This is a genomic window from Delftia sp. S65 (assembly GCF_016516495.1).
Taxonomy (GTDB): domain Bacteria; phylum Pseudomonadota; class Gammaproteobacteria; order Burkholderiales; family Burkholderiaceae_C; genus Comamonas; species Comamonas acidovorans.
In genome coordinates, this window is record NZ_JACVUR010000015.1 from 54,358 (window position 1) to 78,447 (window position 24,090).

The 24,090-nt window shown below is 66.9% G+C and carries 21 protein-coding genes; 4 read left to right on the forward strand and 17 right to left on the reverse strand.

The genetic code is table 11. From position 1 onward, the window contains the following. Positions 1 to 21: 21 nt before the first annotated feature. The 4 genes from IAE24_RS14705 to IAE24_RS14720 all read right to left on the reverse strand — a co-directional run bounded on the left by IAE24_RS14705 (position 22) and on the right by IAE24_RS14720 (position 4,162). Complete coding sequence (locus tag IAE24_RS14705) at positions 22 to 1,374, reverse strand: MFS transporter (protein ID WP_199961639.1); 1,353 nt, start codon at positions 1,372 to 1,374, stop codon at positions 22 to 24. A 260-nt stretch (positions 1,375 to 1,634) separates the two neighbouring features. Continuing rightward, on the reverse strand, positions 1,635 to 2,108 hold the full coding sequence (locus tag IAE24_RS14710; protein ID WP_012203283.1) for a MarR family winged helix-turn-helix transcriptional regulator: 474 nt from the start codon (positions 2,106 to 2,108) through the stop codon (positions 1,635 to 1,637). 98 nt (positions 2,109 to 2,206) lie between these two features. Further along, positions 2,207 to 3,298, reverse strand: a complete 1,092-nt coding sequence (locus IAE24_RS14715) for an aromatic ring-hydroxylating oxygenase subunit alpha (protein ID WP_013804187.1) — start codon at positions 3,296 to 3,298, stop codon at positions 2,207 to 2,209. A 105-nt stretch (positions 3,299 to 3,403) separates the two neighbouring features. Beyond that, on the reverse strand, positions 3,404 to 4,162 hold the full coding sequence (locus IAE24_RS14720; protein ID WP_012203281.1) for a GntR family transcriptional regulator: 759 nt from the start codon (positions 4,160 to 4,162) through the stop codon (positions 3,404 to 3,406). A 230-nt stretch (positions 4,163 to 4,392) separates the two neighbouring features. Between IAE24_RS14720 and IAE24_RS14725 the strand changes: the two genes are divergently transcribed. After that, on the forward strand, positions 4,393 to 6,285 hold the full coding sequence (locus tag IAE24_RS14725) for a S9 family peptidase (RefSeq protein WP_199961638.1): 1,893 nt from the start codon (positions 4,393 to 4,395) through the stop codon (positions 6,283 to 6,285). Positions 6,286 to 6,329: 44 nt separating this feature from the next. Here the strand turns inward: IAE24_RS14725 and IAE24_RS14730 are convergent, their stop codons facing one another. Beyond that, a complete protein-coding gene (locus IAE24_RS14730) occupies positions 6,330 to 8,156 on the reverse strand; it encodes an ABCB family ABC transporter ATP-binding protein/permease (RefSeq protein WP_199961610.1) in 1,827 nt (608 codons plus the stop codon). A gap of 41 nt (positions 8,157 to 8,197) precedes the next feature. On the opposite strand from IAE24_RS14730, the gene IAE24_RS14735 reads away from it, so the two are divergent. After that, entirely contained in the window at positions 8,198 to 8,602 is a 405-nt protein-coding gene (locus IAE24_RS14735) for an acyl-CoA thioesterase (RefSeq protein WP_233630769.1), read from the forward strand. A 75-nt stretch (positions 8,603 to 8,677) separates the two neighbouring features. Here IAE24_RS14735 and IAE24_RS14740 read toward each other — a convergent pair whose 3' ends face one another. Then, positions 8,678 to 9,343, reverse strand: coding sequence for a bactofilin family protein (locus IAE24_RS14740; RefSeq protein WP_012203277.1), 666 nt, complete (start codon positions 9,341 to 9,343; stop codon positions 8,678 to 8,680). 218 nt (positions 9,344 to 9,561) lie between these two features. Here IAE24_RS14740 and IAE24_RS14745 point away from each other — a divergent pair, with 218 nt between their 5' ends. Together IAE24_RS14745 and IAE24_RS14750 are read left to right on the forward strand one after the other, a co-directional pair. After that, positions 9,562 to 10,029: a MarR family winged helix-turn-helix transcriptional regulator gene (locus tag IAE24_RS14745; RefSeq protein WP_199961775.1), complete on the forward strand. Its 468-nt coding sequence runs from the start codon at positions 9,562 to 9,564 to the stop codon at positions 10,027 to 10,029. Further along, positions 10,026 to 11,405 carry an MATE family efflux transporter gene (locus IAE24_RS14750; protein ID WP_199961774.1) on the forward strand — a complete coding sequence of 460 codons (1,380 nt, stop codon included), beginning with the start codon at positions 10,026 to 10,028 and terminating at the stop codon, positions 11,403 to 11,405. Before IAE24_RS14745 ends, IAE24_RS14750 begins: the two co-directional genes overlap by 4 nt. Positions 11,406 to 11,446: 41 nt before the next feature. Here the strand turns inward: IAE24_RS14750 and IAE24_RS14755 are convergent, their stop codons facing one another. The 11 genes from IAE24_RS14755 to IAE24_RS14805 all read right to left on the reverse strand — a co-directional run bounded on the left by IAE24_RS14755 (position 11,447) and on the right by IAE24_RS14805 (position 24,084). Beyond that, positions 11,447 to 11,947 carry a thioesterase family protein gene (locus tag IAE24_RS14755; RefSeq protein ID WP_012203274.1) on the reverse strand — a complete coding sequence of 167 codons (501 nt, stop codon included), beginning with the start codon at positions 11,945 to 11,947 and terminating at the stop codon, positions 11,447 to 11,449. Then, the gene (locus IAE24_RS14760; protein WP_013804194.1) at positions 11,941 to 12,735 is read right to left on the reverse strand and encodes an enoyl-CoA hydratase; all 795 of its coding nucleotides are present in this window, start codon (positions 12,733 to 12,735) and stop codon (positions 11,941 to 11,943) included. Before IAE24_RS14760 ends, IAE24_RS14755 begins: the two co-directional genes overlap by 7 nt. 16 nt (positions 12,736 to 12,751) lie before the next feature. Continuing rightward, a complete protein-coding gene (locus IAE24_RS14765) occupies positions 12,752 to 13,582 on the reverse strand; it encodes an acyl-CoA thioesterase (protein ID WP_034365068.1) in 831 nt (276 codons plus the stop codon). 37 nt (positions 13,583 to 13,619) lie between these two features. Further along, complete coding sequence (locus IAE24_RS14770) at positions 13,620 to 14,522, reverse strand: alpha/beta hydrolase family protein (protein ID WP_016451807.1); 903 nt, start codon at positions 14,520 to 14,522, stop codon at positions 13,620 to 13,622. A 104-nt stretch (positions 14,523 to 14,626) separates the two neighbouring features. Then, a complete protein-coding gene (locus IAE24_RS14775) occupies positions 14,627 to 15,823 on the reverse strand; it encodes an acetyl-CoA C-acyltransferase (RefSeq protein WP_016446429.1) in 1,197 nt (398 codons plus the stop codon). A gap of 139 nt (positions 15,824 to 15,962) precedes the next feature. Beyond that, positions 15,963 to 18,365 (reverse strand): 3-hydroxyacyl-CoA dehydrogenase/enoyl-CoA hydratase family protein, encoded by a 2,403-nt coding sequence (locus IAE24_RS14780; RefSeq protein ID WP_199961773.1) that lies wholly within the window; start codon positions 18,363 to 18,365, stop codon positions 15,963 to 15,965. Between the two features lie 53 nt (positions 18,366 to 18,418). Then, on the reverse strand, positions 18,419 to 18,859 hold the full coding sequence (locus IAE24_RS14785) for a DUF2147 domain-containing protein (protein ID WP_199961772.1): 441 nt from the start codon (positions 18,857 to 18,859) through the stop codon (positions 18,419 to 18,421). Between the two features lie 80 nt (positions 18,860 to 18,939). After that, on the reverse strand, positions 18,940 to 20,745 hold the full coding sequence (locus IAE24_RS14790; RefSeq protein ID WP_199961771.1) for an acyl-CoA dehydrogenase C-terminal domain-containing protein: 1,806 nt from the start codon (positions 20,743 to 20,745) through the stop codon (positions 18,940 to 18,942). Positions 20,746 to 20,808: 63 nt separating this feature from the next. Beyond that, entirely contained in the window at positions 20,809 to 21,516 is a 708-nt protein-coding gene (locus IAE24_RS14795; RefSeq protein ID WP_013804200.1) for a TetR/AcrR family transcriptional regulator, read from the reverse strand. 970 nt (positions 21,517 to 22,486) lie between these two features. Next, positions 22,487 to 23,167, reverse strand: a complete 681-nt coding sequence (locus tag IAE24_RS14800) for a hypothetical protein (protein ID WP_034390312.1) — start codon at positions 23,165 to 23,167, stop codon at positions 22,487 to 22,489. Beyond that, on the reverse strand, positions 23,167 to 24,084 hold the full coding sequence (locus IAE24_RS14805) for a hypothetical protein (RefSeq protein WP_199961770.1): 918 nt from the start codon (positions 24,082 to 24,084) through the stop codon (positions 23,167 to 23,169). The genes IAE24_RS14800 and IAE24_RS14805 overlap by 1 nt, the downstream gene beginning before the upstream one ends. Positions 24,085 to 24,090 lie beyond the last annotated feature (6 nt).

Below are 24,090 nucleotides of genomic sequence, written 5' to 3' on the forward strand. Positions count from 1 at the left end.
CTTCTTGTCTGCAAGCCGCGCTCAATGCGCCGACAGCGTGCGGCCCGTGGCTGCGGGCCTGCCGGCTTCGGGCCCTTGCAACCGGTGCAGCGATACGATGCAGGCCGCGAACACGAAGGCCGCGCCATAGCCCACGTACAGCTGGCTGGCCGACCAGGAGGCGTCGAGCAGCGAGCCCGCGACCATGGGCGAGACGATGGCGCCGATGCGCCCTATGCCTATGCCCCAGCCCACGCCGGTCACGCGCACCTCGCCGCCATAGACCATGGGCGCGATGGCATAGAGCCCCGCCACGCAGCCGTTGACGAAGACGCCGATCAGGAAGGCCAGCGCATACGACAGCAGCAGCGAGCCCGGATTGCTCACGATGAAGCACAGCAGCACGGCCGTGGCCAGCATGAAGCCGGCCAGCGCGCGGTGCACGGGATAGCGCGCCGCCAGCAGACCCAGCAAAGTGGCACCCAGGATGCCGCCCAGGCTCAGCAGCACGCCGCCGGTCACGCCCTGCTCGGGCGTGAGGCCCGAGGCGGCGAGCAGCTTGGGCGTCCAGCTCATGACGAAGTAAAAGCCGAACATCACCGCGAAGAAGGACAGCCAGACCAGCAGCGTGGGCCGGCGCAGGCCCGGCGCAAACAGCTGCAGCGGGCCCCGCCGCGCCGACCCCGCCGCCGAGGGCGCGGCAGGCGGCAGCGCAGCCAATGCGGGCAGGCCCAGCCGGCCGACCAGGGCATTGAGCCGCTGCAGCGCGCCGGCCGGGCGCCGCGCCAGCAGGAAATCCATGGATTCGGGCAGTCGCCACCAGGCCAGCAGCAGCACGCCCAGCGTCACGCAGCCGCCGAACAGGAAGACGGCGCGCCAGTCATGGCGCCCCAGCAGCCACACCGCGATGGAGCCGCCAATGCTGGCGCCCAGCGCGTAGCCCGTGGACTGCAGGGTGACGGCCAGGCTGCGCCAGCGCTGCGAGGCGTACTCGCTGGCGATCACGTTGCTGCAGGCCAGGATGCCGCCCACGCCCAGGCCCGTGAGCACGCGCAGCGCGGCAAGCTGGATGGCGCTGTGGCTGAAGGCCGAGCCCAGCATGCCCACGCCCGAGAGGGCCAGGCAGGCCAGGATCAGCGGCCGGCGGCCCAGCCGGTCGGCCCAGGGCGCGATCAGCAGCGATCCGCCCGCCATGCCGAACAGGCCCGCACTGAGCAGAAAGCCCAGCTGGGCGCCGCTGAGCTGCCAGTGCGCCGACACGGCCGAGGCCGTGAAGGCCATGACCAGGACGTCGAAGCCGTCGATCATGTTGAGCACCATGCACAGGGCTATGACCGACCACTGGAAGCGCGTCATCGGCCGCTGGTCGACGCTTGCACGCAGGTCGGCGCTCATGGCCGCAGCTCCCGCAACGGACAGTTGGACGATGCGGCGGCGCAAGGCCGCTGCAGCCATGGGACAGGGGTAGAGGCAGTCATCGTGGGTCTCCTTGGGTTGAAGCTCTGTGGAAGCTTTCTTGTGTTCTCAGCACATCATTACGTATGCTGAATGTGATTCAGTTTACTGAATGAAAATCTGCGCCAGATACCGGGGTTTCCCCGATCAGGCGGGGCCGCGCAGACGCGGACGCGGAGGCGGAGGCGGCCGGGCCGCCGTCAGTCGGATGAGGAAGCGTCGAGGGTGTCGCGTGCGTCGTGCAACTGCACGAACTTGCGCAGCAGGCGCTTGAACTCGGCCTGCTCTTGGGGTTCGAGCGCGGCCAGCATGCGCTCGTGCAGTTCGTGGACATTGGGCACGAAGCCGGCCAGCATGGTCTCGCCCTCGGCCGTGAGCGTCAGGCGCCGCTGGCGCCGGGGCAGGATCTCGCGCAGCACCCAGCCCTTGGCCTCCAGGCGCGCCGCGATGTCGGCCGTGGTGGAGTTGTCCAGCGCCACCAGCCGCGCCAGCGTCACCTGGTCGATGCCCGGCTTTTCCTGCAGCATGCGCAGGATGGCGTACTGCACGGGCGTCACGTCCGGCCCCAGCACGTCGCGGAACAGCTGCGCCGCGATCTGCTGCGCGCGCCGGATCAGGTGGCCCGGCTGGTCGTAGAGGTCGATGGAAAGCGGATCGGAGGCGGAGTGGACCATCGGTGGCGGCAGGCCTTGCGGCCCTGGGGTTGAAGCCCGCCGAGGTTACCCCATCCCCGGCGCCGCCCGCGCCTGCTGGCCTGGCCATGCCGGCAGCCTCAGGCCACGGCGGCGGCAGGCTGGGCCGCTGCTGCGGCCACCGCCGCCGCCTGCTGCTCCTGCGCAATCCATTTGTCGATGACCTTGCGCGACTGCACGCCGCCCGCATCGATGTTGAGCTTGAGCAGCTTGCGGTCGGGGTGGGCACTGAGGTTGCGCTGCTGCAGCTCCAGCATCTGCAGGTCTTCGCTGAAGATCTTGTGCTGGCCCTCGCGGATGCGGTCGGTGACTTCGGCATCGCCCGGATTGAAGCGGCGCGCCATGCCCCAGAAGTACCACATGGACTCCTCGGTCTCCGGCGTGATGAAGTCCACCACCATGCTGTAGACCTTGTGCTCGTCGGGCGCGTCGTAGCCACCGTGGCCTGCATGGGCCACGCCGACCTCGATCAGCACATGGCTGGGCGGGGTGAAGCGGCAGACCTGCCAGCGGTCCACGGGCACCTCGTCGGCCAGGCCGTTGCTGCGCAGCGCCATCTTCCAGAACGGGGGGGCGGGGATGTCGTTCATGAAGCGGCTGGTGACGACCTCGACATCGGCGCCCTCGCCACGCGTCTCGGTCTTGCAGGGCGTCTCGTCGATCTCGGCCTGGCCGATGGAGCTGGCGTGCACATAGGTCTCGTGCGTCAGGTCCATGAGGTTGTCGATCATCAGCCGGTAGTCGGCCTGGATGTGGAACATGCCTCCGCCGTAGGCCCATTCGGGGTTGTCGTGCCAGGGCAGCTTCGGAATCAGGGCGGCATCGGCCAGCGCCTTGTCGCCAGGCCAGACCCAGATGAAGCCGTGGCGCTCCTCGACGGGATAGCTGCGGATCTCGGGGAAGCCGCGCACGCGCTGGCCCGGCATGGCAATGGTCTTGCCGTCGCAGCCCATCTCCAGCCCGTGGTAGCCGCAGACCAGCTTGCCCTCGCAGACAAAGCCCAGCGACAGGGGCGCGCCGCGGTGCGGGCAGAAATCCTCCACGGCGGCAACGCCGTGCTGCGCGCGGTAGAACGCGATGCGCTCGCCGCAGATGCGACGGCCCAGCGGCTTGTCCTGGATCTCGTCGGACGTGGCCGCCACGTACCAGGTGTTCTTGGGAAATGTGCTCATGGGGGGTCTCCTTTATGGGTGGGGTCCGCAGTCCTTGGCGCTGCGGTGGCTGGGGCACGGGCGGCCGAGGCCGCCGGCGCACATCAAGCGCGGATCAGACTCGAATCAGGCTCGGATCAACTGCACGCCAGGAACCGCATGGCTGCCGGGCTCGCTCACGGCCTCGCGCAGGTTGCGGCGCGCAATGCGCGAGTGCTCCTTCATCAGCGCCTCGGCCCGGGCGCCTTCGCGTGCGGCAATGGCGTCCAGCACCTGGCGGTGCTGGTCCTGGGCCACCATCAGGCTGTGGCGCGCACGCGGCGATTCGGCCCGCGCCAGCACAAAACCCGAAGGCGAGGCGAAGGGCATGCGCACCACGCGCTCCAGCTCGCGCTGCATGACGCTGCTGCCGGCCATGGAGTGCAGCAGGTCGTGGAATTCGGAGTTCAGCGCCACATAGCGCGAGAAGGCCTCATCGCCCCAGTCGGCCGTCTCCAGCACACGGTCGATGGCATCCAGGCAGCGGCCGGCCTGCGCCAGCAGCGGCTCGGCCACGCCGCGCTCGGCCGCCCAGCGCGCGGCCAGGCCTTCCAGCGTGCCGCGCAGCTCGATGGCATCGGCCACATCGGCTTCGGAGAACAGCCGCACGCGGTAGCCGCGCCCGCCGGCCATGGCTTCGAGCAGGCCTTCCTGCTCCAGCCGCATCAGCGCGGCGCGCACCGGCGTGCGCGAGATGCCCAGGCGCTGCACCACGGTCAGCTCGGCGATGCGCTCGCCTGCGGGCAGTTCGCCCGCAAGAATCATCTCGCGCAGTTGCAGCTGGGCCTTGATGACCTGGGAGTGGCTTTCCGCTTCGGAGGCGGCGGGGGCAAGCTGGGGGCTCATGGGGCTTTGTCTGGATGGAATGGCGTGAATGTATACATCCAAGGCGATTCATGGTGTATTTTTCCGCAAAAACACGGGAAAACACCAATCAAATGTATACAACCAATCCCAGCAAAGACAGTGACCCGCCTGTTTGTATACATCGCCATGGCATCATGGCCGGCTCCCTTTTTCCCCTGCCGCTGCAACCCAGGAGGTCACCCTTGCCGACGTTTTCCCGACACCCCGCCATGGCCGCCCACATCCTCAACCTGGCACGGGATGCCAGCGCCGATGCACAGGCTCCGCAGGCCTATCCGATCAAGGACTTCTTCCGCAATCCGGAGCGCGGCTTCTTCCGTCTGGCCGATGACGGAAGCATGCTGGGCTTCATGCAGCCCGTCAGCGTGGACGGCCATCCGGCGCGCATGAACATCCATGTGCAGGCGCTGGAGGGCAGCACCCCTGTGGGCGAGCCGCGCCGCATCACGGCCGAGACCGAGCGCGACATCAGCAACTTCTTCTGGAAGGGCTCGGATGTGGTGCTCTACCAGAAGGACTTCGGCGGCGACGAGAACTTCCACGTGCTGGCGGTCAACGCGCGCAGCGGCGAAGCCACCGACCTGACGCCCTGGGACGGCGTGCGCGCCAGCATCGAGGACGACCTGGAAGACGACCCCGACCATGTGCTGATCAGCCACAACCAGCGCGATGCCGAGGTCTTCGACGTGTACCGCGTGAATGTGCACACGGGCGCGGCGCAACTGGTGGCGCAGAACCCCGGCAACATCGTCGGCTGGCAGACCGACCATGCGGGCCGCGTGCGGGCCGCCGTGGCCAGCGACGGCCTGAACAGCGCCCTGCTCTACCGCGACGACGAGGCCGGCGAGTTCCAGCCCCTGATCACCACCGACTACCGCACCAGCGTCAGCCCGGCCTTCTTCACCTTCGACGACCAAAAGCTCTACGCCCTGTCCAACCGGGGCCGCGACAAGCTGGCCCTGGTGGTCATCGACCCGGCCCGGCCCGACGAGGAAGAGGAAATCTTCGTGCCCGAGGAAGTCGATCTGGGCGCAGCCGCCTATTCGCGCAAGCGCCGCGTGCTGACCCTGGCCGCCTACCAGACCGACAAGCCGCAGTACCGCTTCTTCGATGCCGAGACCGAAGCCCTGTACGGCCGGCTGGCCGCGCAGCTGCCGGGCTACGACTTCGCCATCCAGGGCGCCAACCGCGCCGAGGACAAGTTCATCGTCGCCGCCTTCAACGACCGCACGCCGGGCGCGCGCTACATCTACGACGCGGCCGCCGATGCGCTGACCAAGCTGGCCGACATCAACCCGGCCATTCCCGAGTCCGCCATGTCGCGCGTGCAGCCCGTCAGCTACACCAGCCGCGACGGCCTGACCATCCACGGCTACCTGACCTTGCCGGCCGGCCGCGAGCCCAGGAACCTGGCCTGCATCATCAACCCGCACGGCGGCCCCTGGGCCCGCGACGGCTGGGGCTACAACCCCGAGGTGCAGTTCCTCGCCAACCGGGGGTTCTGCGTGCTGCAGGTGAACTTCCGGGGCTCCACGGGCTATGGCCGCGCGTTCTGGGAAGCGGGATTCGGCCAATGGGGCCTGAAGATGCAGGACGACATCACGGACGGCGTGCAATGGCTGATCGACCAGGGCATTGCCGACCCTGCGCGCATCGGCATCTACGGCGGCAGCTATGGCGGCTATGCCACGCTGGCCGGCGTGGCCTTCACGCCCGACCTGTATGCGGCGGCCGTGGACTATGTGGGCGTGTCCAACCTGTTCACCTTCATGAAGACCATTCCACCCTACTGGAAGCCGCTGCTGGACCAGATGCACGCCATGGTGGGCGATCCCGAGCGCGACAGGGAGCGCCTGGCCGCCACCTCGCCGGCCCTGCATGTGGACCGCATCAAGGCCCCGCTGTTCATCGCCCAGGGCGCGCGCGATCCGCGCGTGAACAAGGACGAGAGCGACCAGGTGGTGAAGGCGCTGCGCGAGCGCGGCGTCGAGGTGCAGTACATGGTCAAGGACAACGAGGGCCACGGCTTTCACAACGACGAGAACAAGTTCGAGTTCTACGAGGCCATGGAGCAGTTCCTGGTCACGCACCTCAAGCCCTGAAGCCGTCCAGGCGCCAGGCCACCCGGCCGCCCGGTCGCCCCGCGCTACAGCACGGCGGGCTCCCCGCTTTGCTGCAGCGCCCACATGTCCGCATAGCGCCCGCCCGCCGCGACCAGATGGGCGTGGGTGCCGCGCTCGACGATGCGGCCCGCATCCATGACCAGGATCTCGTGCGCATCGACCACGGTGGACAGGCGGTGGGCAATCACCAGCGCCGTCTTGTTGCGCGCGGCGCTTTGCAGCTCGGCTTGGATGGCGCGTTCATTGGCCGAGTCCAGCGCCGAGGTCGCCTCGTCAAAGATCAGGATGGGCGGGTCCTTGAGCAGGGTGCGCGCAATCGCCACGCGCTGCTTTTCGCCGCCCGACAGCTTGAGGCCGCGCTCGCCCACGCGCGTGGCATAGCCCTGGGGCGTGGCCTCGATGAAGTCGTGGATGCGCGCGGCGCGCGCGGCGGCCACCACCTGGTCGCGGCTGGCGCCGGGGCGGCCGTAGGCGATGTTGTATTCCACCGTGTCGTTGAACAGCACCGTGTCCTGCGGCACGATGCCCACGGCGCCGCGCACGCTGTCCTGGGTCAGCTCGCGCAGGTCGCACCCGGCAATGCGCACATGGCCGGACTGCACGTCGTAGAAGCGGAAGATCAGCCGCGCCAGCGTGCTCTTGCCCGAGCCCGAAGGGCCGACCACGGCCACGGTCTTGCCGGCCGGAATGGTGAAGCTCACGTCCTTGAGGATGGGCCGCTCGGGGTCATAGGCAAAGTCCACATGCTCGAAGCGCAGCTCGGGCGGCGCGCCGTCGGCCGGCAGGGGCCGGGCGCCGGGCGCATCGGCCACCTCGCGCTCCTTGTCCATGAGGGTGAACATGCGCTCCAGGTCGGTCAGGCTCTGCTTGATCTCGCGGTAGATCACGCCCAGAAAGCCCAGCGGGATGTAGAGCTGGATCATGAAGGCATTGACCATGACCAGGTCGCCCAGCGACAGCCGCCCGTCCACCACACCCTGCGTGGCGCGCCAGAGGATGGCGACCAGGGCCGTGGCGATGATCAGCTGCTGCCCGCAGTTGAGCATGCTCAGCGTGGTCTGGCTCTTGAGGCGCACGCGGCGCAGCGCCTCCAGGTTCTCGTCATAGCGCCGCGCCTCGAAGCCCTCGTTGCCGAAGTACTTGACGGTCTCGTAGTTCAGCAGCGAGTCGATGGCCTTGGTGTGCGCCGCCGACTCCTGGGCATTGGCCTCGCGCCGAAAGCGCGTGCGCCACTCGGTCACCGTGACGGTGAACGTGATGTAGAACACCAGCGCCGCCAGCGTGATGACCGCGAACCAGATGTCGAAGCGCAGCGCCAGGATACCCAGCACCAGCGCCATCTCGATGAAGGTGGGCAGGATGCTGTAGAGCGAATACGAGATCAGCGACTCGGTGCTGCGCACGCCGCGCTCGATGTCGCGCGTCATGCCGCCGGTCTGGCGCTCCAGGTGAAAGCGCAGGCTCAGCGCATGCAGGTGCTCGAAGGTGGACAGCGCAATCGCCCGCGAGGCGCCCTGCGTGGCCTTGGCAAAGACCAGGTCGCGCAGCTCGGTGAACAGCGAACTGGAAAAGCGCAGCAGCCCGTACGCCAGCAACAGGGCCACGGGCACGACGAGCACCGCGCGGGCGTCGCCGGCCTTCAGATCCAGCGCATCGACCAGGTGCTTGAGCAGCACCGGCACGCCCACGTTGGCGAGCTTGGCCCCGATCATGAAGCCCAGCGCCGCCAGCACGCGCCACTTGTATTGCCACAGGTAGGGCAGCAGGCGCCGCAGCGCGTTCCAGTCCCGCGACGGTGCCGGGGTTGGGACTAAGGGTAAATCCGTAGGGGAAGCGCTCTCGCGTCGCATGAAAGACAATTCTCGGTTGTTATATTGACCCGATTGTGCCCATGCCCGCCGATGTCAACGCCAATGGCGACATCTTCGGCGGCTGGGTCATGGCGCAGGTCGATCTGGCAGGTTCCGTGCTGCCCTCGCGCCTGGGCCAGAGCCGCATGGTCACCGTGGCCGTGAACGAGTTCATCTTCAAGCAGCCCGTGCGCGTGGGCGACATCCTGTCGTTCTACTCCAGCGTGCAGCGCGTGGGCCGCACCTCGGTCACGGTCGATGTCGAGGTCTATGCCGAGCGCTTTGCCGACCAGGGCCGCTTCGTCAAGGTGACCGAAGCCCTGCTGACCTACGTGGCCATCGACGGCCAGGGCAAGCCCCAGTCACTGCCGGACAACGACCAGGTGCGTTCCTGGCGCGCAACGGCCGAGCGCAATGCAGAACGCAAGCAGCAGCAGGCCGGCTGAACCCGCCCCACCTCTGCAGCCATGAAAAAAGCGACCTTCGCAGGTCGCTTTTTCATTTCCGGCAGCAGAGATGGCTCATGCCAGCGACGGCGTGACGCGCGGCTGCAGCGAAGCCGCTGCGGTGGCCGCAGCCAGGGCAGCGGAACTGCTGGCGGCGCTGTCGCTGGAGACGGCCGACGAGGAAGAGGACAGGCTGGAGGCGCTGGACGCCACGGCCGAACCCGAAGATGAACGCGGCGAGGAACCGGCCTCGATCTGGCCCGTGAGCTCGCCGCCCTCTTCGATCACCACCTTGCCGTAGCGGATCTTGCCGCTGACCTTGCCCGTGCCGTAGATGACCAGCTTCTCGCGCACGGTCAGCGTGCCGTCGAACACGCCATGGATCTCGGCGATATCGATCTCGGCCGTGCCATGGAAGGCGCCCTGCTCGGCGATCTGGATCACGCGCGAGTCCATGGTGGCCTCCACCGTGCCTTCGACCACCAGCGTGTCGCAATCGGTGATCTCCACGCCCTTGAGCTTGATGTTGGGGCCCACGGTGAGCTTGCTGCCCGGAGAGTCCTGCGACACAGGCGAGGCCTGGCGCTGGGTGGATGCCGGGCTGCTCACGCTGGAGCTGGGCATGACGGCTCCCGAAGGGCTGCCGCCCGTGCTGGCGGCGCCTGTGCCGCTGCCCAGGGTGTTGCGGGAGGTGAAAGCATCGTTGTCGCGCTTGCCAAAGAACGGGTTCTGAACAGCCATGGGTGGGTCTCCTTCGGAAAAATCCGATGCTACGCACACGAACTGGCAACAAATGCCGGCATCTCGCAAGAACGGTAACGAGATGGTTCTCCCGTTTCATGTGCTTGCAAGCCTTTCTCGATCACACACCGCGCATGCGCAGGTCGCGCAGCGGACATGCGCAAATCAATAGGTGCATATACACTCATTTCCATTCCAGGCCACCTGCCCCACACCCCATGACCTCCTCCACCTCAAGCACCGCCAGTCCGGTCTGCACCTGCTTCATGGTGCGCAGCCTGTCGCGCAAGATCTCGCAGCTCTATGACGACACGCTGGCGCCCAGCGGCCTGCGCGGCACGCAGTTCAGCCTGCTGGTGCAGGCACGCAATGCGCCCGACGGCCCGCCCACGGTCTCGGCCCTGGCCGAGCAGTTGCACACCGACCGCACGACGATGACGCGCAACCTGCGCACGCTGCAGCAGGCCGGCTTCATCGACCTGGTTCCCGGCGCGGATGCGCGCAGCCGCTGCGTGGTGGTCACGCCCGAAGGCCGCGCCCGCATCCGCGAGGCTGCCGCCCTGTGGCGCCAGGCCCAGCAGCGCGTGCGCGAGCTGTGCGGCAGCGAGCAGATCGGCGCGCTGGAAAGCCTGGTGCTGGGCATGCTGCCCGTGCTGGAAACCGCCACGCAGGAGAGCGCGGAATGAGCGCCGCCCTGCCCTCCGCAGCCCCTGGCGCTGCGGCCAGCGGGTCCGCGCATCCGTTGGTCAGCGGCCCCATCGCTTCCACCCTGATGCGTCTGGCCGTGCCCAACATGGTGGCGCTGAGCATGTCGGTGCTGGTCGCCGTGGCCGAGACCTACTACGTGGGGCAGCTGGGAACCGTATCGCTGGCGGCCATGGCCCTGGTGTTTCCGCTGGCCATGCTCACGCAGATGATGAGCAACGGTGCCATGGGCAGCGGCGTGTCCTCGGCCATCAGCCGCGCGCTGGGTGCGGGCGACGGCGCGCGTGCCTCGGCACTGGCCCTGCACGCCATCGTGATCGGCACCATCGCAGGCCTGCTGTACTCGCTCATCTTCGTGCTCTGCGGCGCCACCTTCTACGGCTGGCTGGGTGGGCGCGGCGAGGTGCTGGCGGCGGCCACGGGCTTTGGCGCCGTGCTGTTCAGCGGCGCCATCCTGGTGTGGCTGTGCAATACGCTGGCCTCGGTGGTGCGGGGCACGGGCAATATGCGCATGCCGTCGGCCGTGATCTTTGCGGCCTCGCTGGTGCAGATCGTGGTGGGCGGCACGCTGGGGCTGGGCCTGGGGCCCATGCCGCGCTGGGGCATGCCGGGCGTGGCCGTGGGCAACATCGTGGCCATGGTGCTGGCCGTGGCGGCCTTTCTGGCCTACCTGCAATGGGGCCAGCAGCGCCTGCAGCTGGACTGGCGCACGCCGCGCCTGGCCTGGCCCATGTTCCGCGACATCCTGCGCGTGGGCGCCCTGGCCTGCCTGTCCCCCGTGCAAACGGCGCTGGCCGCGCTGCTGCTGACAGGCATGGTCGCCCGCCTGGGCCCGCTGGCCCTGGCCGGCTACGGCATAGGCCAGCGGCTGGAGTTCCTGCTGATCCCCATGGCCTTCGGCGTGGGCATGGCCGCCGTGCCCATGGTGGGCATGGCCATGGGCGCAGGCCAGGTGGCACGCGCCCGCCGCGTGGCATGGTCGGGCGGCGCCATGGCCGCCGCCCTGCTGGGCGTGCTGGGGCTGGTGGTCATGGTCTGGCCGCAGCTGTGGTCAGGCATCTTCACCGGCGACCCGGCCGTGCGCGCCTATGCCGACCTCTACCTGCGCACCGTGGGCCCGGCCTTCGGGCTGTTCGGCCTGGGACTGGTGCTGTACTTCGCCTCCCTGGGCGCAGGCCGCGTCTGGGCTCCCGTGCTGGCCGGCACGGTGCGCCTGCTGATCGTGGTGGTGGGCGGCGGCTGGCTCATGTCCAGCGGCCTGGGCAGCGCCCAGTCGCTGTTCATCCTGGTCGCCGTGGCCATGGCCGCCTATGGCGCGGGCACGGCCTGGGCCGTGTGGCGCGCGCGCTGGGGGTGAAGACACGCAAAAAAGAAGGCCCGCAGTCAGCGGGCCATGCTTCAAGAAACGATGTACGCCGCCGTCCCCGTGGACAGCAAGCTGCCATCGGCCCCCAGGAATTCCATGCGCGTATTGGCCACGCGCGAGCCCAGCCGCAGCACCTCGGCGCGCAGGATGAATTCGCTGCCTATGCCGGGGCGCAGGTAGTCCACGCGCAGGTCGATGGTGCCCAGGCGCGAGAAGCGGTGCAGGCGCTGCAGCGGCGCATCGTCCATGTGCTTGGCGCCGATGGCGGCCATGACGGCCAGGCCGCCCATGGAGTCCAGGCCGGCGCTGATCACGCCGCCGTGGATGCGCTGGTAGGCGGCGTGGCCTATGAGCTCGGGCCGCATGGTGATGCGGCCTTCAACCCGCTCGGGCAGCACTTCGGTGATGCGCAGGCCCAGCACCTGGTTGAAGGCGATCTGGCGCTCGAACACTTCGCGCAGCCCGGCGATGAACTCGGGCTCGAACTGCACGGGCGCCTCGGAGGCCTCGGAGGCCTTCGTGGATTTCAGCACTGGCTGAAGTCCGGCTTGCGCTTCTCCATGAACGCGGTGAACGCCTCCTTGGCAGCAGGCCCGCCCATCAGCTTGCCGAAGCTCGCTCCCTCCTCGGCCATGCGCTCGCGCACCAGGCCGGACTGGCCGGCCTTCATGAGGCGCTTGGTCTCGATCAGGGCCGACAGCGGCTTGGCCGCCAGCTTCCTGGCCTGGGCCTGAGCCAGTGCATTGCATTCGCTGGGCGGCACGACGCGGTTGACCAGGCCCACTTCCAGTGCGGCTTCAGCCAGGAAGGGCTCGCCCAGCAGCAGGGCCTCGGCCGCGCGGTGGTAGCCGAGCATCTGGGGCAGCAGCAGGCTGGAGGCCGCTTCGGGGCACAGGCCCAAGTTCACGAAGGGCAGCGAGAAGGCCGCGTTGTCGCCCGCATAGACCAAGTCGCAGTGCAGCAGCAAGGTAGTGCCGATACCCACGGCCGGGCCGCAGACGGCGGCGATCACGGGCTTGGGAAAGGCGGCGATGTTGTGCAGGAAGCGCCAGACGGGGCGCTGCTCGCCCTCCGGCCTGGCGGCGCCGCCGGCCGACTGCTTGAGGAAGTCGGCAATGTCGTTGCCCGCGCTGAAGATGGCCATGTCGCCCTGGAAGACCACGCAGCGCACGGCGGCGTCTTCGCCGGCCTGGGCCAGCGCATCGGCCATGCTGGCGTACATGGCCTCGGTAATGGAGTTCTTCTTGTCTGCGCGGTTGAAGGTGATGGTGCAGACACCGGCTTCGGTGTGCACGAGGATGTCCTGGGTGGTTTCGCTCATGATGGTCTTGCCTTGCTTATTCCTTGAAATACACGATCTGGTGGCTGCTCGCCAGCATCACGCCGGCCTCGCTCCACAGCTGGGCGCTCTGGTCGAAGAAGCCGTTGCGAAATTCCTGGCCGCGCGCCTGGGCCAGCAGGTGGCCCGTGCCTGCGGCGGCCAGTTCCTCACGCCCCGCATGGAAGTAGACGGTGATGGACACCGTGCCCGCCGGGGTGCGCTGTGCGCGGCGCAGCCACACGCGCGGGAAGAATACGTCAGCCAGGCCGGCCAGCGCGCAAAAATCCAGTGCGCGCGGCGGCTCGTCGCGCACCCACAGGCGCGTGAGGCTGTCGGTCTCGCGGCCATCCCAGGTCTGGGGAATGATGCCGTCGAGAAAGCGCATGTCGTAGCGGTTGAGCCATTCCACGCCGCCCAGCGGCGGCACGCGCGGCACGGCGGCAGGCGACGGCACCTCGGGCATGGCCAGGTCGGTACCGCCCCAGGTGCTGCGCCGCACGGCCGTGACGGCCGTGGCCGTGGTGACGACCTGGGCATCACCATCCTGGTCGGGCTGGGTGATGGTCAGCAGCCAGTGCTGGGTGGAGCGGTTGGTGCGAACGGGGCGGGCCTCGATATCGAAGCGCCCCGCGCCCAGCGCAGCTGCGTAGTTGACGGTGATGGACAGCGGATCGCCCAGGCACAGCGGATGCTGCTGGATGGCCTGCACCAGCGCGGCGGCGGTGATGCCGCCGTACGGGCCCACCATGTTCCAGTAGTCCTGCGTGGTCTGGCCCTGGTAGTGGCCAACGGCGCCGGTGGGCGTGAGCGCCACGGCCTGGTCGAGAGGATGGATGTCTGTGCTCATGGCAAACGAGTGTGATGGCAAGCGTCGCCCGCGTCCGTCAAGCCGGCGACTCTGCGGGTGAGGGAAAGCGCGGGTGGGCCGCGGCGGCCGGCGCCTTGGTCCAGCCCGAGAACACGTCCACGGCCCGGCCCCAGAGCGCGTCGCGCATATCGGCGCGGAAGAAGCCGAAATGCCCTATGCGCCGCAGTTGCAGGGCCTTGGGTTCGATGCGCTCGATGCGGCTGGGGGCATTGGCGTAGAGCGCGAACAGGTGCTCGGTGCCGCGCCAGGTCATGAGTTCGTCGTCGCTCATGGACAGCGCCATCACCGGAAAGCGCACGGCGGCGTAGCTGCGCGCGGCGGCCTCGCCCTCGGCACCCACGCTGTAGCGCGGGTTCAGGCACCAGCGGCGCCACTGCAGCATGACGCCGGCCGGCAGGTCGCCCACCTTGCGCAGGCGCCGGCCCGGAAAGTAGCCGCACAGGCGCGTGGCCACGGGCACCAGCACATGCCAGAAATAGGGAACCATGCGCTTGAGGCGGGGCGCATTGTCGCGCCAGTAGCCGCTGCCGGCCGCAATGCTCAAAAGGCCGTCCACCAGCTGCGGGGAGCGCAGCAGGCCCGGCAGCTGGGCGCCCAGGCTGTGGCCGATCAGGAACAGCGGCTGGTCCGGCAACTGCGCCTTGGCATGGGCGATGACTGCCTCGTAGTCGCGCGCCCAGTCGCACAGGTCGGCACGCACCTGGCGCAAAGAGCCTTGCAGGGAATCGCCATGGCCCCGGTAGTCAAAGCTGGTCACCCGATAGCCCTGGCCAGCAAGCCAGGTGGCAAAGGCCTCGTAGAAGGCCTGGCGCACCCCCATGGCCCCGCCGATGACCACGCTGGCGCGCGGCGGGCCAGCGGGCGTATAGACGCGCAGCGCCAGCGTGGCGCCATCGCTGCTGAGTTGGTGTTGTTCCATGGCTGTCTCCTGGTCGGTGCCGTTTCTGTGCCGGCTCGCATGGATGGGAAAGAATGGGATGAGCGAAAAAGACAAAGCCCCGCGAACGGGGCCTTGAGCAACGGTCAGACCCGCTCGAAGATACCGGCGGCGCCCTGGCCCATCCCGACGCACATGGTCACCATGCCGTAGCGCAATTGCTTGCGGCGCAGCGCATGCACCACGGTGGCCGAGCGGATGGCGCCCGTGGCGCCCAGCGGGTGGCCCAGGGCAATCGCGCCGCCCATGGGATTGACCTTGGCGGGGTCCAGACCCAGCGTGTTGACCACGGCCAGCGACTGGGCGGCAAAGGCTTCGTTGAGCTCGAACCAGTCGATGTCGTCCTGCTTGAGGCCCGCATAGCGCAGTGCAGCCGGGATAGCCTCGATGGGGCCGATGCCCATGATGGCCGGCGGCACGCCCTTGCTGGCATAGCTCACGAAGCGCGCCAGCGGCGTGAGGCCGAAGCGCTGCACGGCGGCGCCGCTGGCCAGGATCAGCGCGCCTGCGCCATCGCTGGTCTGCGAGCTGTTGCCGGCCGTCACCGAGCCGCGCGCCGCGAACACGGTGCGCAGCTTGCCCAGGCCTTCCAGGCTGGTGTCGGGGCGCGCGCCCTCGTCCAGCTCCACGGTGCGCGTGCGCACCACGGGCTCGCCCTTGGCCAGGTCCAGGCCCCGGTCGGTGACCTCGATGGGCGTGATCTCGTCCTTGAACTCGCCGGCCTGCTGCGCGGCCAGGGCACGGCGGTGCGACTCCAGCGCAAAGGCGTCCTGCGCATCGCGCGAGACCTTCCACTGCTGGGCCACCTTCTCGGCCGTCAGGCCCATGCCATAGGCAATGCCCACGTCGCCATCACGCTCGAAGATGGACGGCGACAGCGAGGGCGCGTTGCCCATCATGGGCACCATGCTCATGCTCTCGACGCCGGCCGCGATCATCACGTCGGCCTCGCCCACGCGGATGCGGTCCGCCGCCATGGCCACGGCCGACAGGCCCGAGGCGCAGAAGCGGTTCACGGTGATGCCGCCCACGCTGGTGGGCAGGCCCGCCAGCACGGCGCTGATGCGCGCCACGTTCAGGCCCTGCTGGGCCTCGGGGATGGCGCAGCCGCAGATGATGTCCTCGATGGCAGCCGGGTCCAGCCCCGGCACCTGGGCCAGCGCGGCCTTCAGCGTGGTCGCCAGCAGGTCGTCGGGACGGTAGTTGCGGAAAAAGCCCTTGTGCGACTTGCCGATGGGCGTGCGCGTGGCGGCGACGATGTAGGCGTCTTGGATTTGTTTCATGGAGATTGCTCCTAGATCTCAGTTATTCGCGGCCCGCAACGCAGGCATGTCCCAAGTCAGGGACAGCGAGCAAGGGCCGCCCCGCCGCGAGGCTGTCGTCCCCCTGGGGGAAGGCGCGAAGCGACTCAGGGGGGACATATCAATTCCGGACGGGCTTGCCGGTGTTCAGCATTCCGAGAATGCGTTCATGGGTCTTCGGATGGCCGATCAGGTGGCAGAACGCCTTGCGTTCGAGCTTCATCAGATAGGCCTCGTCCACCAGGGTGCCCGCATCCACGTCGCCGCCGCAGACCACGTTGGCGATCAGGCTGGCCACATGCTGGTCGAACTCGCTGATGAAGCCGCCGTCACGCATGTTGACCAGCGAGCCCTTGATGGTGGCCACGCCGCTGCGTCCCGCCACGGGGAAGCTGCGCGGCAGCGGCGCGCGCCAGCCGCCTGCGGCCATGGATTTGGCCTCGTTGATGGCGACGAAGAGCAGCTCGTCCTTGTGCGGCACGATGAGGTCGCTGTCCAGCAGGTAGCCCAGCTTGCGCGACTCGATGGCACTGGTGCCCACCTTGGCCATGGCCGCGGCCGTGAAGCCTTCGGTCAGGAAGGGCAGCAGGTCCTTGCCCGTGCTGGTGGCGGCGTTCTCTGCCGCGCGGCGCGCGATATAGGTCAGGCCGCCCGCGCCGGGCACCAGGCCCACGCCGACTTCCACCAGGCCGATGTAGCTTTCCATGTGCGCCACGCGGCGCGCGCTGTAGACGGCCAGCTCGCAGCCGCCGCCCAGCGCCATGCCATGGATGGCCGCAACCACGGGCACCTGGGCGTAGCGGATGCGCAGCATCAGGTTTTGCAGCTCCTGCTCCACGCTTTCGATGGCGTCGGCGCCACCGATCACGAAGGCCGGCATGGTGGCTTCCAGGTCGGCGCCCACGCTGAACGGCGCATCGCCCGACCAGATGACCATGCCCTGGAAGTCGGTCTCGGCCACGTCCACGGCTTCCATCAGCGCTTCCATGACTTCGGGGCTGATGGCGTGCATCTTGTTCTTGATGCTGGCGATCAGGATCTGGCCGTCCAGCGTCCAGGTGCGCAGCGCCTTGGATTCGGCGATCGTGGTGCCGGCCGTCTTCCAGTCGGGCAGGCTGTCTTCGCCCAGCAGCTTCTCGGGGAAGATCTGGCGTTCGTAGACGGGCAGCACGCGGCGGGGCACGAATTGGCCCTTGGCAGGGCTCCACGAGCCCTGCGCCGTGTGCACGCCACCGGCCTCGGCCGCCGGGCCTTCGAAGACCCACTTGGGCAGAGGTGCTTGGCTCAATGCCTTGCCGGCATCGATGTCCTCCTGGACCATCTTCGCCACTTCCAGCCAGCCGGCTTCCTGCCACAGCTCGAAGGGGCCCTGCTTCATGCCGAAGCCCCAGCGCATGGCCTGGTCCACGTCGCGGGCAGACTCCGCAATGCTCTCCAGGTGGATGGCCGCGTAGTGGAAGCTGTTGCGCAGGATGGCCCACAGGAAGCGGCCTTGCGCGCCCTCGGCATTGCGCAGCAGCTTCAGGCGCTCGGCCGCGGGCTTCTTGAGCATGCGGCCATAGACCTCGTCGGCCTTGCCGCCTGCGGGCACGTAGTCCTCGCTGTCCAGTTCGAACTGCAGGATGTCGCGGCCGACCTTCTTGTAGAAGCCCTTCTTCGCCTTCTGGCCGAGGTTGCCCAGCTCGATCAGCTTGGCCAGCACGGGCGGCGTGCCGAAGCTGCCGTAGAAGGGATCGGTCTCGGCGCTGAGGTTGTCCTGCAGCGTCTTGATCACATGGGCCATGGTGTCCAGGCCCACCACGTCGGCCGTGCGGAAGGTGCCGCTGGATGCGCGGCCCAGCTTCTTGCCGGTGAGATCATCGACCACGTCGAAGGTCAGGCCGAAGTTCTCGACCTCCTTCATGGTGGCCAGCATGCCGGCGATGCCGATGCGGTTGGCGATGAAGTTGGGCGTGTCCTTGGCGCGCACCACGCCCTTGCCCAGGCCGCTGGTGACGAAGGCTTCGAGCTGGTCCAGCACCACGGGCTGCGTGGTCGGCGTGGCGATCAGCTCCACCAGCGGCATGTAGCGCGGCGGGTTGAAGAAGTGGATGCCGCAAAAGCGCGGCTTGATCGCGTCGGGCAGCGCCTCGGACAGCTTGGTGATGGACAGGCCCGAGGTGTTGGACGCCACGATGGCGTGCTTGGCCACATGGGGCGCGATCTTGGTGTACAGGTCGAGCTTCCAGTCCATGCGCTCGGCAATGGCCTCGATGATCAGGTCGCAGCCCTTGAGCAGCTTGAGGTGCTCCTCGTAGTTGGCGGGCTGGATCAGGTCCGCGTCCTCGGCCACGCCGATGGGCGAAGGCTTGAGCTTCTTGAGGTTGGCGATGGCGCGCTCGGCGATGCCGCTTTTCGGGCCTTCCTTGGCAGGCAGGTCGAACAGCACCACGGGCACCTTGACATTGACCAGATGGGCCGCGATCTGCGCTCCCATCACGCCAGCGCCGAGCACGGCGACTTTCTTCACATTGAATCGGGACATGGATGTTCCACAAGTGGGAGGAAGGCGGCCGCTGTGGCCGCCCTCCGGAATGGTTACTGCACGCGCACCCAGGTCTGGGTGCGGCCGAAGGGGCCGATGGAGCCGCGCACCTCGAGCTTGGCGCCGCCTTCGATGGGCGTCAGGCGCAGCGTGTAGGTCTTGCCGTTTTCGGGGTCGAGGATCTTGCCGCCTTCCCAGACGTCCTTGCCCTCGGCCTTCTTGGCGCCGCGGATGACCTCCAGCCCCTTGAGCGGCTGGCCCTTGCGGTCGTCCGAGCATTCGGTGCAGGTGGCGGCCGGATCGGCACCCTTGCGCAGGATCTGCTCGATGCGGCCCGTGACCACGCCGTCGTTCTCGGCCACGCGGATCTCGGACTTGGCTTCGCCGCTCTTGTCGTCCACGCTCTTCCACAGGCCCACGGGCGTCATCTGCGCCTGCGCTGCGGCAGCCGTGAGGCCCAGGACCATTGCTGCCAGTGCTTGATATGCCTTCATTTCAAACCCCCTTCGCCTAGAAAGGTGCGCAGGCCAGGCTGATGCGCACAGCCCGCGCTCCCATGTTGGAGTGAAGCCGTTCAGGCCAGCGCTGCGTCCGTGTCCATCAGCGACTTGCTGCCCGCGCGGGCCGTGCGCATCAGCGTGGCGGTCTCGGGCAGCAGCTTGGCGAAGTAGAAACGCGCGGTCTGCAGCTTGGCCTGGTAGAACGGGTCGGTGTTGCCCTTGGCGATTTCGCGCAGCGCCACCTGGGCCATGCGGGCGAAGAAGTAGCCGAACACCAGGTGGCCCGCCACACGCAGGTAGTCCACGGACGCGGCACCCACCTCGTCGGGGTTTTGCATGCCCTTGAAGCCGATCTCGGTGGTGAACTTGGTCATCTGGTCGCCCAGGTAGGCGATGGGGTTGATGAACTCGGCCATCTTCTCGTTGACGCCCTCTTCCTCCACCAGCTGCGCCACCAGCTTGCCGAACTTCTTGAGCGATGCGCCCTGGTTGCCCAGCACCTTGCGGCCCAGCAGGTCCAGCGCCTGGATGCCGTTCGTGCCTTCATAGATCATGTTGATGCGCGCATCGCGCACGAACTGCTCCATGCCCCATTCGGTGATGAAGCCATGGCCGCCATAGACCTGCTGGCTCATGGTGGTGGCCGTCCAGCCGTTGTCGGTGATGAAGGCCTTGACGATGGGTGTCAGCAGCGCCACCAGCTCGGCGCTGTCCTTGCGCACCTTTTCGTCGGGGTGGTTGAACTCCTTGTCGATCAGGAAGGCGCAGTAGGTGACCAGTGCACGGCCACCCTCGGCATAGGCCTTGGCCGTCAGCAGCATGCGGCGCACATCGGGGTGGACGATGATGGGGTCGGCCGGCTTGTCCTTGGCCTTGGTGCCCGACAGGCTGCGCATCTGCAGGCGGTCCTTGGCATAGGCCAGGGCGTTCTGGTAGGCCACCTCGGTCAGGCCCAGCGACTGGTTGCCCACGCCCAGGCGGGCGGCATTCATCATCACGAACATGGCCTGCAGGCCCTTGTTCGGCTGGCCCACCAGGGTGCCGATGGCGCCGTCGATATTGATCTGTGCCGTGGCATTGCCATGGATGCCCATCTTGTGCTCCAGCGCGCCGCAGAAGATGGGATTGCGCTCGCCCAGCGAACCATCGGCCTTGACCACGAACTTGGGCACCACGAACAGGCTGATGCCCTTGGAGCCGACCGGCGCATCGGGCAGGCGGGCCAGCACCAGGTGGACGATGTTGTCGGTGAAATCGTGCTCGCCCGCGCTGATGAAGATCTTGTTGCCGGTGATCTTGCAGGTGCCCTCGGGCGCGCCGGCCACGGGCTCGGCCTTGGTGCGCAGCAGGCCCAGGTCGGTGCCGCAATGGGGCTCGGTAAGGCACATGGTGCCGGTCCACTCGCCGCTGGTCAGCTTGGGCAGGTACAGCTTCTTTTGCTCTTCCGTGCCGTGCACATGCAGGGCCTCGTAGGCGCCGTGCGACAGGCCCGGGTACATGGTCCAGGCCTGGTTGGCGCTGTTGAGCATCTCGTACACCGCCGAGTTCACCGCAAAGGGCAGGCCCTGGCCGCCGTAGGCCGTATCGCAGGACAGCGAAGGCCAGCCGCCTTCCACATACTTCTGGTAGGCCTCCTTGAAGCCCTTGGGCGTGGTGACCTCATGGGTTTCCTTGTTCAGCACGCAGCCCTCGGCATCGCCGCTGATGTTCAGCGGAAACGTCACATTGGCCGCGAACTTGCCCGCCTCTTCGAGCACGGCATTGATGGTGTCGGCATCGACCTCGGCATGCGCCGTCATCTGCTGGTAGTCGTCCGTGACCTTGAACACCTCGTGCATGAGGAATTGCATGTCGCGCAGGGGCGGGTTGTAGCTGGGCATTTATCTTCTCCTGTGATGGCGGGGTTTGCGGTGGATGCGGTGAAAACGGTGGAAGCGAAAAAATCAGGCCGGGCTGGCGTAGCGCGCCAGGATGCTCTCGAAGCCGTCGATGGCGCGCTGCATGGAGCCTTCGTTGCGCAGAAAGCGCGCCTCGTAGTGCAGGGCCAGGATCAGGCCGTGGATCTCGAACAGCAGTTGGTTCTCGTCCAGGTCGGCACGCAGGTCGCCGCTTTCGCGGCACTGCACGATGGTGCGGCGCATGGCTGCGTGCCAGGTCTGGACCGAGGCCGTCAGCGCGTCGCGCACCGGCCCCGTGCGGTCGTCGAACTCCACGGCGCCGCTGATATAGATGCAGCCCGAGTCCAGCTCGATCGAAGTGCGCTTCATCCAGTTGTCGAACAGCGCCCGCAGACGCGCCACGCCGCGTGGCGCCTCCAGCGCGGGAAAGAACACTTCCTGCTCGAAACGGTCGTGGTACTCATGCACCACGGAAATCTGCAGCTCCTCGCGCGAGCCAAAATGCGCGAACACGCCCGACTTGCTCATGCCCGTCAGCTCGGCCAGAGCGCCGATGGACAGGCCCTCAAGCCCGATGTGCGTGGCCAGGTTGAGGGCAGCCTCCACAATGGTGGCCTTGGTCTGCTGCCCCTTGTGCAGCGCGCGGCGCGGCGCCGGTGCGGCAGCTTCGTGCACGGAAGAGCCCGCCTTGGGATCGGCCGTGGCGTCAGCGGTCAAACGGGTGGTGCGGCGTGGGGCGGAAACGCTGGACATGCGAAATTCTTGTTAAAACGAACGTTCGTGCTATTTTGCATGGAAAGCTTGTCGCGGCGAAGACATGCGGGGGAAAACACCTAGCTTGTGGGCAGGCGCAAAAAAGCCGGCAGGTGCCGGCTTGGTTGTTTGTCACGCCTCAGGACAAGTCCCACGGCAAATATCTTGAAGCCCTTGAAGCGCAGGAATTGACCATGGTTTCGGTCACTTCCCAGACCCGACTGTCCTCGAAGTGGACAGAGAAGCGGATGATGCCCTCGGCCATGGAGGCCAGCACCACGCGCTCGCAGCCATCGCACAACCGGAGGGGCAGTCGGAAGCCGCCCTCCTTCGCCAAGACCTGCGCGCCTGCCGGCAGTTCGGCAGTTCGGCAGTTCGGCAGATAGGACCAGCGTGGCACCCACAGGCACCGTCGAATCGGTGAAGTGGGTGTATTCACAAAGCCTCACGATCTACTGTGAAGCTGGTGATGATGATCTCGGGTTCTTCGGTGCAGTCTCAAAGACCCCGAACCCGATAGCATCCAAACGCTATACCGTTCAATCTCATGATATGCCTGACGAATGATTATATGCGGCAGTTCAATGTTTTCAAAGGCCTGCCGCATCAGATATCCAATGCCATTTATTCCAATATGCACGCTTTAATTCATTAGCATACCTTGTTAACCAAACTCGATAACCTCCCACGAGATAGCGGGACCAAACATGCCACCTGGACTCGACCGTATAGCGTATATCTCCAAGGTTGTCGCATTTAGAAGCCGTGCCGAAATTGTTGTTTCCCATCCCTCTGCACCACTGCTGTACTGAGTCAATATATTTACTAATGTCTTTGCTGGATTAACAGCAGAAATAGGCACCTTTATTGTGTAATTTGCATAAGCACCATACTGCGATTCTGTAACCCCTCGCTGAACACCTTTGACCACACTCCCACCCCCAAAAAGCTGAGAAAAATTCGGCATTTCTTACACCCATCCTTTCGCTGAGCCGGAATACACAAGCGAGCCGGCTGCCCGCAGAACATCGAGAGTCATCACGCCGCTCGCTCCGCGGATGAGAGCGCCATTGGGATGGATGGCCACGGCCATCGAATCGGACAGGTCCGTGATCTGGACCACATCGCTCAATGCGGGCGCTGCCGGCAAAGTGAGCGTGAGTGCTGCCTCGATCACGTAATGCATGCGTGTCTGTGCCAGCGTGTCGGAGCTGATGCGCTGGATGGGGGCCGACATGGGCGCCCCCATCACCCACCAGTTGGCGGCGTCGGAGCTGGGGTCATTGCCACCGCTGCCGGCAAGCTTGCGGCGGTAGTTGAGGCCATTGGCCGGACTCCAGACCACGGCGCCCTCCGCATAGGCTGTGCCCGCAGTCCATTTCACTGCACCAGCGGCTGCCGCAGCAGCTATGGCGCTTTGCGCGGCGGCGGCCTCGGACTGCGAGGCACCGCGCGCGGCGCCCTCCGCAGATCCGGCGCGTTCCTCCACGTGCAAGGCATTGGTATACGTCGCATCGTTCGTGGCGTTGATCTGCTGGCGATGCGATTCGAGCTGCCCCAGCAGGGCATCGGCATGCGCGTCGAAATCGGGATCTCCGACATAGGGAGCGACGGGAAGTTGTGCAATCAGAGGTGGTTTGACAATAGGCATTACATGGACTCCAAATCAATTTGGCTGTACGAGTCTTTCGCGTTGTTGAGGTCGATGGGAAAGCGCCGGTAAGGGCCGAAGATCGACGCGGCTTCGGCATATCCATCGGTGGTGTCGTCATCCAGTGCAGCCCACAGTGCCGGGGCCGCATCCAGTTCCCTGCGCAGGCGCAGTGCGGTATCGACGTTGTCCTTGGGGATGCGGACCTTGACCGAGAGCGTGGGAACGCTACGCACAGGCTGCAACTTGATGCCGCCGTACTTGTCGCGATCGACCACCGAGAAATTCAGCGCGTCATTGCGCGGCGCCCATTCCGCATCGCCAATCCAGCTCTTCATGCCTAGTGCCGCATGCTCCACACGTACCGGGCGGCCACCTGCACGCACCAGCGTGACCACGATTTCCGCTCCGGTGAATGGAGGCAGGTCCGATATCAGAACCGTGGGAATCAGCGGAAATTCGCCAAAGAAATAGCCTGACCAGGTGCGCGTGGCGCGCGCGTTCAGCTTGCGCTCGCGTTGGGCGACGACGGCGCCCACGGACTTGACCTGCATCACCACCTTGTCGGCCTGTACCCCCCGCATGAACAGGGTGTCGAAGCGCTTGCCTGGGCGCAGGGTGAAGCTCAACGTCGCAGGGGCTTCGGTGGCATCGTTCGTGAGATGGCGGAACATGGCCCAGCGATTGCTGGGACGCAGGGGCATCCAGCGCCTGGAGTCCTGTTCGGGAGGCGTCGCATCGACTCCCGCAATGCTGTTCTCATAGCGCATCTGCGTCTCCAGCCGCAGAACCTGCGCGCCACGTTCATAGTGGGTTGTTGGCGACCACAGTTTCTCGCCTGCAGAGGCGTCCACCTCCGGAACACTGCAGTCGATCAGGCCAGCCGCCGTGATAGGCATGGGAGGGACAACTATCATGGTTTC